9 protein-coding genes are annotated in these 8843 nt (G+C 68.9%); 4 read left to right on the forward strand and 5 right to left on the reverse strand.

What is annotated here, in order from left to right; genetic code table 11:
* Positions 1-185: 185 nt before the first annotated feature.
* Positions 186-1061 carry a hypothetical protein gene (locus EII35_RS14935; RefSeq protein WP_125229258.1) on the forward strand — a complete coding sequence of 292 codons (876 nt, stop codon included), beginning with the start codon at positions 186-188 and terminating at the stop codon, positions 1059-1061.
* Here the strand turns inward: EII35_RS14935 and EII35_RS14940 are convergent, their stop codons facing one another.
* From EII35_RS14940 to EII35_RS14950, 3 genes are read right to left on the reverse strand one after another with little or no spacing between them, the layout of a single operon-like run.
* A complete protein-coding gene (locus tag EII35_RS14940) occupies positions 1062-1628 on the reverse strand; it encodes a NifU family protein (protein ID WP_125229259.1) in 567 nt (188 codons plus the stop codon).
* Positions 1625-3565, reverse strand: a complete 1941-nt coding sequence (gene feoB / locus EII35_RS14945) for a ferrous iron transporter B (RefSeq protein WP_125229260.1) — start codon at positions 3563-3565, stop codon at positions 1625-1627. Before feoB ends, EII35_RS14940 begins: the two co-directional genes overlap by 4 nt.
* A complete protein-coding gene (locus EII35_RS14950; RefSeq protein WP_125229261.1) occupies positions 3562-3807 on the reverse strand; it encodes a FeoA family protein in 246 nt (81 codons plus the stop codon). The genes feoB and EII35_RS14950 overlap by 4 nt, the downstream gene beginning before the upstream one ends.
* Positions 3808-3975: 168 nt before the next feature.
* On the opposite strand from EII35_RS14950, the gene EII35_RS14955 reads away from it, so the two are divergent.
* Together EII35_RS14955 and EII35_RS14960 are read left to right on the forward strand one after the other, a co-directional pair.
* On the forward strand, positions 3976-4905 hold the full coding sequence (locus tag EII35_RS14955; protein WP_260465150.1) for a 2-hydroxyacid dehydrogenase: 930 nt from the start codon (positions 3976-3978) through the stop codon (positions 4903-4905).
* Between the two features lie 113 nt (positions 4906-5018).
* Positions 5019-5669 (forward strand): GNAT family N-acetyltransferase, encoded by a 651-nt coding sequence (locus EII35_RS14960; RefSeq protein ID WP_125229262.1) that lies wholly within the window; start codon positions 5019-5021, stop codon positions 5667-5669.
* 27 nt (positions 5670-5696) lie between these two features.
* Here the strand turns inward: EII35_RS14960 and EII35_RS14965 are convergent, their stop codons facing one another.
* A complete protein-coding gene (locus tag EII35_RS14965) occupies positions 5697-6638 on the reverse strand; it encodes an NAD(P)/FAD-dependent oxidoreductase (RefSeq protein WP_125229263.1) in 942 nt (313 codons plus the stop codon).
* Between the two features lie 67 nt (positions 6639-6705).
* On the opposite strand from EII35_RS14965, the gene EII35_RS14970 reads away from it, so the two are divergent.
* Positions 6706-7260 carry a helix-turn-helix domain-containing protein gene (locus tag EII35_RS14970; protein WP_125229264.1) on the forward strand — a complete coding sequence of 185 codons (555 nt, stop codon included), beginning with the start codon at positions 6706-6708 and terminating at the stop codon, positions 7258-7260.
* Positions 7261-7278: 18 nt separating this feature from the next.
* On the opposite strand, the gene EII35_RS14975 is transcribed toward EII35_RS14970, so the two are convergent.
* Complete coding sequence (locus EII35_RS14975) at positions 7279-8484, reverse strand: RtcB family protein (protein WP_125229265.1); 1206 nt, start codon at positions 8482-8484, stop codon at positions 7279-7281.
* Between the last annotated feature and the right edge of the window lie 359 nt (positions 8485-8843).

Here is an 8843-nt window from a genome sequence, read left to right on the forward strand (position 1 = left end):
ACACCCACTCCGTCACCGATGTCCTGACACAAGAAACGTCACCGATGTCCTGAGGCAGAACTGTCACCGATCTCCTGAGACATCACACGGCAGGCGAAGTGAAAGAAGGAAGGCGTTTCCACATCAAGACAGGCGAAACCACGGTGGGAGTGTGAGCTGAACCGCTTGCCACGTACCCTTTCCGCATGAGGACATGGATGAAGGTCGCGGTCTCCCTGACGAGCCTGACGCTGCTCGGGGCCTGTTCCGGCAATGCCCCTGTGGTGGTCGCCGAGGGTGGGAGGAGCACCCCCGCCACGCCGACGCAGACCACACAGCAACTGCCCGATGTCGAGGCGACCGGCGCCCCGACCCCCGCGGAGCCGACGACACCCCTCGACGAACCGGAGCCGCCCGTCGACTCCCGGCCCTCGGGGCAACGGGTGACACTGCCCGCCTCCGTCGGGGAACACAGCCTCCAAGGGCTGCAGCGCTTCGCCGACGACCTCGCCGACGGCAACCGCGACGCGGTCAAGGAGCAGTGCTGGACACTGTCCGACGACGCCGTCGACGCCCTCTTCGAGCATCGCGACGGGGTGCTGACGGCCCTGCAGGGGAGGGCCGAGGAGAACGACCACGTCGTCCACTGGCAGGTTGGCGACCACAACCTGTTCGCCTCCCCGGGGGAGCTGCGCTCCTCCTACTCCTGCCCCGGGCTCGACACCCCCTACACCGATCTGGATGCGAAACTCCTCGCCGTGCGGGTGGCGGGACGCCTCGACGAGAGGCCGTACCGCAGGTCCGACACCCCGCTCAACTACGAGCTCGAGTGCTCCGCCATCCAGCCCGAGGATGCCGACGTCATCGTCGAGACCGACGTGATGCTCGAGGACACCGGGGCCCACTACCCGGACCTCGTCGCCGAGGCGGTCCGCGGCGTTGCCGAGGCGGACACCCTGGAGTCGGACTCGCCGCAGCTGGCGATCCACCGGGTGTGGGACGTGGCCCGCCCCGAGCTGAAGCTCGTCATCGGCATCGACCACGGCGCACCCGGCTGCATCATCGGCGCCGACCGGGGCTGATCAGCAGGACCTGCCCGGCATCGGCAGCAACGGCAGACCGCGCTCCGGCTCTCCCTTCCGCGTCACCGTCCTGAGCCGCGGATAGCGGGCCCGGATCGCCGTCTCGATGCGCTGATGGAGGGTCTGCCCCGACGCGGGGCAGCCGTCGCAGGCTCCCCCGAAGTCGACCAGCACCGACTCGTCGTCGTGGTCGACGACGGTGATCCGGCCACCGTGGCTGGCGATGTAGGCGGCCAGCTCGACCTCGAGGACGTCGCGGGCGATGAACCCCAGCAGATCCGCCGACCCCGACTCGATGTCCCAGCCGTCGAGATCGAGGGCCGAGGTGATCGCCTCCCGGATGCGGGGCCCGTGATCCAGCCAGGTGTGGTCGGGCGCGAGCCACGTCCACACCCCGTCCGTCTCCAGCAGCATCCGGGTGATGACCCCGTACTCCAGCAGCGGTCCCAGCGTGCCGGGGGCGTGCCGCACCTCGCCGACGGGGAGGTCGCCCGTGGCGACGACCCACCGCACGGCCTGCGACTCCCCCGGCACCGCCTGGGGATGGATCGGGCGACTCCGGTTCATGACAGCCCACCGACGATGAGCTTGGCCAGGAACGCCATGCCCCACGCCAGCACGCTCATGTAGCCGAACGCGATGACCGACCACCGCCAGGTGCCCGTCTCGCGTCGCATCACGCCCAGCGTCGAGGCGCACTGCAGCGCGTAGACGAAGAACACCAGCAGCGCCGCGATGGTGCCGGGGGTGAACACCGGCTCCCCCGCATGCGGTCCGTCGGAGTGGGTGAACTGCTCCAGCGCCGCGCCCGGGTCCTCCGGGTCCTCAGCGGCGGCGAGCTGACCCATCGTCGAGACGACGACCTCACGCGCCGCCAGCGACGACAGCACACCGACGTTGACCCGCCAGTCGAAGCCGAGGGGCTCGAAGACCGGGGAGACGAACCGGCCGACGGCGGCCGCGTAGGAGTTGTCGAGGGTGTAGGCGGTGACGGCGGCCTCGTCGGCGACGTCGACGCCGGCCGCGGTCATCGTCTCCTCCGAGTGCATGGGGAAGCTGAGCAGCGCCCACAGCGCGATGGTGGTGAGCATGATGATGCCGGTGACCTTCCGCAGGAACGCCTTGCAGGCGTCCCACACCGCGAGCAGCACGGTCCGCACGCTGGGAAGTCGGTAGGAGGGCATCTCCATGTAGAAGGGCAGGGTCCGGCCGCCACGGCCGACGATCCGCTTGAACACCCAGGCCGCGACCATCGCCGAGACGGCACCGAGCAGGTAGAGCGCGAACATGATGGCGCCCTGCGCACCGAAGGGCCCCCACTTGAGGTCCTCGGGGACGAGCATCCCGATGAGGAGGACGTAGACGGGCAGGCGGGCGGAGCACGTCATGAGGGGGGCGCCCATCATGGTGGCGATCCGGTCCTTGGCCGACGGGAGGGTGCGGGTGGCCATGATGCCGGGGATGGCGCAGGCCATCGACGACAGGAGCGCGACGAAGGCGCGGCCCTCGAGCCCGGCCATGCCCATGACGCGGTCCATGAGGAAGGCGGCACGGGACAGGTAGCCGGACCCCTCGAGCAGGGAGATGAGGAGGAACAGCAGGGCGATCTGCGGCAGGAACACCACCACGCCACCGACACCGGCGAAGATGCCGTCGGCGACGAGGGAGGCGAGCCAGTCGATGGGGATGTTCTCCCTGGCGATGTCGCCGAGCCAGACCATCGAGCCCTCGAAGGCCTCCTGGATGGGGGCGGCGACGGTGAAGATCACCTGGAAGAACGCGAACATCGTCACGAAGAAGACGAGGGTCCCCCAGATCGGGTGGAGGAGAACCGCGTCGATGCGCTGGGTGCGCTCATCGGTGCCGGGGGCGCGGTGCTTCGCCGTCTCGAGGATCGACGTGGTCCACGCGGTGACCTCCTCCGGGTCGGTGGGCGGCGCCACGACGGGGGCGGGCCACTGGTCGACCTCGGCCAGCGCCTGGGACAGGGCCGCGACGCCGCGTTTCTCCCCGGCGGCGACGGGCACGACGCGGGCACCGATGGCGCGGGAGAGGGCCTCGACGTCGATGGAGCCGCCGCGTCGGGCCAGTTCGTCGGTGAAGGTGAGCACGACGAGGGTGGGGCGGGGGATCTGCTGGACCTGGGCGAGCAGACCGAGACCGCGCCGCAGCTGGGTCGAGTCGATGAGGACGATGTGGCCGTCGATGGGCTGGTCGACGGCGGTACCGTCGGCGAGGGTCCGCGCGACGACCTCCTCGTCAGGGCTGATCGCGTCGAGGGAGTAGGTGCCGGGCAGGTCCTCGATCATGACGTCGACGTCGCCGTGCTTGTGGCGGCCCTCGTAGCGGGAGACGGTGACGCCGGGGTAGTTGCCGGTCTTGGCGCGCAGGCCCGTGAGGGCGTTGAAGAGGGTGGTCTTGCCGCAGTTGGGGCTGCCGACGAGGACGAAGCGACGCTGGGCGGTGCCGACGGCGGTGGGTCTTGGTTCGTCGTGGCAGGTCATGACTTCACCAGGATTCGGGAGGCCTCGGATCGGCGCAGCACGATCTCGGTGCCGCCGACCTTGAACATGAGGGGATCCATGAGGGGGGCCCTGCGTTCCAGCTCGCAGATCTGGCCCGGGGCGAAGCCGAGGTCGAACAGGCGACGGCTGACCACGTCGTCGCCGTCGTATCCGACGATGGTGGCGCTCGTGCCGACCGCGAGCTCGGCCAGGGTGCCGGTGTGCTCGGTTGTGTGGCTCATGGCCTGAAGTTAACACCGCCTGCCCTTGGTCGCTCGGTTGGGGTCCCCTTAACTCCCCCACCCTCCGGCACCCCACCCCAAACCCCCGCCTTATGTCATTTTAGGGAGTTATCGGTCCGTTTCCCCCAATAATCCATAACTATCCGCGTACCCTCCTAGGCTGGTGCCATGATCGTGACGCTCCCGGACCAGGACCTGCTCGACGCGCTCGTCGCCCACACCCCCGAGGATCGGCTGGGGGTCTCGCTCAGGGTGTGGGACTGGAACACCCCCGTCCGCGACGTCCTGGGCGATGAGGCCGACGACGTCGTCGCCACCGTCGTCCCCTACTTCCGGGCGGCACCTGAGTGGCGATCCCTGAAGGACCTGCCGCGGCTGCGACTCATCCAGGCCCAGTCGGCGGGCTACGACAACCTGGTGAAGATCGTCCCTGACGGCGTCCGGCTGGCCAACGCGTACGGCGTGCACGACGCCTCCACCTCGGAGCTTGCGGTGGGGCTCATGATCGCGGCGCAGCGGGATCTGCCCCGGTTCGCACGCGACCGTCGCTGGCAGACAGCCAGCACCCGGTCGTTGGCGGATGCGCGGGTGCTCATGGTGGGGGTTGGCGCCATCGGGGATGCGATCCGCCGTCGCCTGGAGCCGTTCGAGGTGCGACTGACGCGGGTCGGCCGGGCCGCCCGCAGCGACGAGCACGGCCCCATCCACGGCGTCGACGAGTTGCCGGAGCTGCTGCCCGGGGCCGACATCCTCGTGCTCATCGTGCCGCTCACGGACGACACCCGGGGCCTCATCGGGGCCGAGGAGCTGGCCCTGCTCCCCGACGACGCGCTGGTGGTCAACGTCGCGCGGGGACCCGTCGTCGACACGGACGCGCTGACGGCGGAGGTCGTCGCAGGGCGGCTGCGGATGGCCTCCGACGTGTTCGCCCCGGAGCCGCTGCCTGAGGATCACCCCTTGTGGCAGGCGGATGGCGCGTTCATCACACCGCACATCGGCGGGAACTCGACGGCGATGCTGCCCCGGATGGTCGCGCTGCTGGCGGATCAGCTGCCGCGGCTCGCCGACGGTCGCCGCCTCCAACACCTGGTCGTCTGACCCCGCCCCCAATCCGCGCCACCCCGACCACCCAGAATCGACGCGTTATGTCATTTTAGGTGGTTATCGGTCCGTTTCCCCCAACAATGCATAACTTCCACAGGAGTTCACCCATGGACCCACTCGCGACGGCGTTCCCGCCGTTCGGCCTGCGCATCCGCCACGATGACATGACCTTGCGCCTCATGCGGGACGAGGACTTCCCCGAGTACCTCGACCTCGTCTCTCGGCCGATCTTCCCCGACGAGCAGGTCGAGTGGATCTTTCCCTGGTACGAGGTCCCAGCGCCGGAACGTCGTCGCAACGCCGCCCAGGCCCACTGGCGGTTTCGGGCGGAGTTCTCCCCCGCGTCGTGGGTGCTGGGTTTCGGCGTCTGGGTCGACGACGTGCTGGTCGGCTGCCAGGACGTCACGGCCACCCAGTTCGCCGAGCGCCGGGTCGTCGGCTCGGGGTCGTGGCTGGCACTGGAACACCAGGGGAAGGGCTGGGGCTCTCGCATGCGCCAACTGATGCTGCACTTCGCCTTCGACCACTTGGGCGCCCGGCGGGCGGAGTCGGCCGCGGTCATCGGGAACGAGGCGTCCATGGGCGTCTCCCGCAGCGCCGGCTACCGGCCGAACGGCATCCGCACCGAGGTGCACGGCTCCCGCACCGTCGAGGTCCAGTACGTCTCCGTCACCCCCGAGCAGTTCAACCGCCTGGATGGGGAGGTCGTCGTCGAGGGCTTCACCGACGACCTCAGGTCGATGATGGGCGCCCTCTGACGACGGCCAGCTGCAGTGCCGATCCCCCTAACCGGACGCCCTTTCACCCAGGGGACGGAAGTCCTCAGCGACCAAGGCAAGGTTCGCCGCCATCCCAGCGGCGGCCCCGGCCCCGATTGAGACGGCGACATTGGCCGGAGGGTTGGCGACGTTTCCGGCCACCCACACCCGCGGATGGCTCGTGGCCCCAGTGAGCGGGTCGAACTGGAGGAAGCTACCGGCCGGGTAATCGCGACGTTCCAGACCCAGCCCCTCAAGGTAGTCGTCCCGAGGGCGCGGGATGGGACTGATGAACACCGCATCCAGCTCGATGCGACTCCCGTCGTCCAGCTTCAGCCCCACCAGCTGCCCCGCCTCGGCCAGGACCGCGGCGGGGTGGGCGTGGATCACCCTGATGCCCCGGGACCTCAACCGTTCCATGACGTGGGGGTCGGGCTCGCTCCCGGTGACATGGACGAGGTCAGCGCTCCATTGGCGCAGCAGCTCCACCTGATGGAGGGACATCGGCGAGGTCGCGACCACCGCCAACCGCTTCCCGCGCAGCTCCCAGCCGTGGCAGTAGGGGCAGTGCAGGACCCCCCGCCCCCACTGGTCGCGCAGCCCGGGCAGGTCGGGCAGCTCGTCGACGACCCCGCTGGCGGCGATCAGCGCACGGCAGTGGTGGGTCGAATCGTCGGAGAGAGTGACGACCAGCCCAGTTGCGTCCTCCACGACGGCGGTGACGGCACCGGGCATGAGGGTCACGTCGTGGCGCACGACCTCTGCGCGACCACGTTCAAGCAGCTCGGCGGGGTCGAGGCCCTCGTGGCCGAGCAGACCATGCATGTGTGAGGCGAAGCGGTTGCGGGGTTCTCCGGCGTCGATGACAAGGACCCGGCGGCATGCGCGCCCCAGGGTGAGGGCGCTGGACAGTCCGGCGGCCCCTCCCCCGGCGACGATGACATCCCATGTTGCTGTGTGTTGACTCATGCCGGCAGTCCAGTGTCAGATTGTCATGAATGCAAGGTTTCTTGCTGTATCCGCAAGGAGGTCGGGAATGCTCGACGAACTGCGTCACGTCGGTTCACGACTTCGGGCGCTGCGCCACGACCGGGGTTGGACCCTGGAACAGCTTGCCGCCAAGGCTCAGATGTCCCCCAGCACCCTGTCGCGGCTGGAATCGGGGAAGCGGCAGGTGAGCCTGGATGTGCTGCTCCCGCTGGTTCGGATCCTCGGCGTCGGGGTGGACGACCTCATCGCCCCGGCCCCCGTCGACCCCCGGGTGCGACGGCCCCTCATCCGCCGCGACGGCGCCGTGATCGTTCCCCTGACCAGGGAATCCTCCCCCATCGCCACCTACCGGATCACCTATCCTCCCGGGGAGCGTGCCCTGAATCCGTGCGTGCATGACGGTTTCGAGTGGCTGTACGTGCTGTCGGGGCGGCTACGGCTGCTGCTGGACAACCGGGAGCTGGTGTTGACTCGAGGGGAGGCCGCCGAGTTCAACACCAGCATCCCGCACGCCATGTGCGCGGCTGGCCGTCGTCCCGCACAGGTGATCAGCATCTTCAACACCGAGGGGATCCTGATGCACACCCACACTGCGCCATGAGACACCCGCCGTCCGGACTCAACCCTTGATGCAGAGCAGGGTCTGCAACCTGGCCTCGACCGCCACGAGATCGGACTGGGCGGCGATGACATCGTCGATGTCCTTGTACGCCCCGGGGATCTCGTCGACGACGCCGGAGTCCTTCCGACACTCGATGCCAGCAGTCTGCGCGGCGAGATCGTCGGCGGTGAACCGCCGCTTCGCCTCGTTCCGTGACATCTTCCGGCCAGCCCCGTGCGAGGCGGACTGGAACGACGCCTCGTTGCCGAGGCCCCGCACGATGTACGAGCCGGTGCCCATCGAGCCCGGGATCACGCCCATGTCGTCCTTCCCGGCGCGGATGGCGCCCTTCCGGGTGACGATGAGCTCCAGGTCGTCGTAGGTCTCCACCGCCACGTAGTTGTGGTGGCAGCGGATGGGCTCGTCGAAGGTGATGCCGTGGAACCGGTGCCGCAGCTCGTCGCAGATGCTGGCCAGCATGACGTCCCGGTTGAGAAGAGCGTACGACTGCGCCCACCACAGGTCGTGCAGGTAGGCCTCCATCTGCGGGGTGTGGCTGAGGAAGACGGCGAGGTCCCGGTCGACGAGTCCCTTGTTGTGGTGGAGCGACTGCGCCACCTCCATGTGCTCCATCGCGAGCCTGTTGCCGATCCCCCGGGACCCGGAGTGCAGCGTCACCCAGACCCGCCCGTCGTCACCGGAACACAGCTCGATGAAGTGGTTGCCGCCGCCGAGGGTCCCGACCTGCGCGATGGCCTTGCTCTCCAGCGACCCGAACCGGCGGGAGAGGCCGTGGGCCTTCAGGTCGTCGAAGTCCTTCGACATCGCCTTGAACCGACGACCCAGGTCGTGGTGCCGGTCGATGGTCCGCGAGTGGGTGCGGTGCTGTCCGGTGCCGACGGGGATGCCCCGTTCCAGTCCGTGCCTGAGGCCTGCGAGGTCCTCGGGAAGCTGGTCGGGGGTGAGGCTGGTCCGCACGGCGGTCATGCCGCAGCCGATGTCGACGCCGACGGCTGCCGGGGCGACCGCCTGGTGCATCGCGATGACGGAACCGACGGTGGCGCCCTTGCCGTAGTGGACGTCGGGCATGACCCGCAGCCCGTGGGTCCAGGGGAGGTGGGCGACGTTCCGCAGCTGCCGGATCGCCGCGTCCTCGATGGCGGCCTCGTCGGCCCACATGAGGGTGTTCTCGGTGCCGGTCAGGGGGACCGGGAAGGTGGACATGATTCTACTCCTGTTCGTGGATCGTCATGACAGGGGTACGCCGACACCTCACGCCTGACAGCGGGTGAGTGGTGGAAGGTGACGAGAGGGCGGGGTCCCCGGGACTCAGCGATTTCTCGCGGAATCGAGGTGGCGGATGGCAGCGCGCAGGAACGACGGCTGCGCCACGTGTGGGCTCTGCATCCGTTCCATCATCCGACCTCTCGTATCAGGTGCCGTCCTGGCACCGTGGAACAGGATGACAGACCATTGCGCGTCAGCGCAAGAGCGCGACGTGCCTCAGCTAGTTTGAGCGCGTGGGTGGGGTCGGTGCCTCAGCTAGTTTGAGCGCGAAGCTTGCCCGTGTGGAAGGCAAGATC

The organism is Arachnia propionica, from assembly GCF_003932785.1.
In the GTDB taxonomy this organism is placed as follows: Bacteria; Actinomycetota; Actinomycetes; order Propionibacteriales; family Propionibacteriaceae; genus Arachnia; species Arachnia propionica_B.

Excerpts from the sequence above, each read along its gene's own strand:
- EII35_RS14935 (WP_125229258.1), top strand. The coding sequence starts at position 186 with ATGAGGACATGGATGAAGGTCGCGGTCTCCCTGACGAGCCTGACGCTG.
- feoB (WP_125229260.1), bottom strand. The coding sequence starts at position 3,565 with ATGACCTGCCACGACGAACCAAGACCCACCGCCGTCGGCACCGCCCAG.
- EII35_RS14970 (WP_125229264.1), top strand. The coding sequence starts at position 6,706 with ATGCTCGACGAACTGCGTCACGTCGGTTCACGACTTCGGGCGCTGCGC.
- EII35_RS14955 (WP_260465150.1), top strand. The coding sequence starts at position 3,976 with ATGATCGTGACGCTCCCGGACCAGGACCTGCTCGACGCGCTCGTCGCC.
- EII35_RS14965 (WP_125229263.1), bottom strand. The coding sequence starts at position 6,638 with ATGAGTCAACACACAGCAACATGGGATGTCATCGTCGCCGGGGGAGGG.
- EII35_RS14960 (WP_125229262.1), top strand. The coding sequence starts at position 5,019 with ATGGACCCACTCGCGACGGCGTTCCCGCCGTTCGGCCTGCGCATCCGC.
- EII35_RS14975 (WP_125229265.1), bottom strand. The coding sequence starts at position 8,484 with ATGTCCACCTTCCCGGTCCCCCTGACCGGCACCGAGAACACCCTCATG.
- EII35_RS14940 (WP_125229259.1), bottom strand. The coding sequence starts at position 1,628 with ATGAACCGGAGTCGCCCGATCCATCCCCAGGCGGTGCCGGGGGAGTCG.
- EII35_RS14950 (WP_125229261.1), bottom strand. The coding sequence starts at position 3,807 with ATGAGCCACACAACCGAGCACACCGGCACCCTGGCCGAGCTCGCGGTC.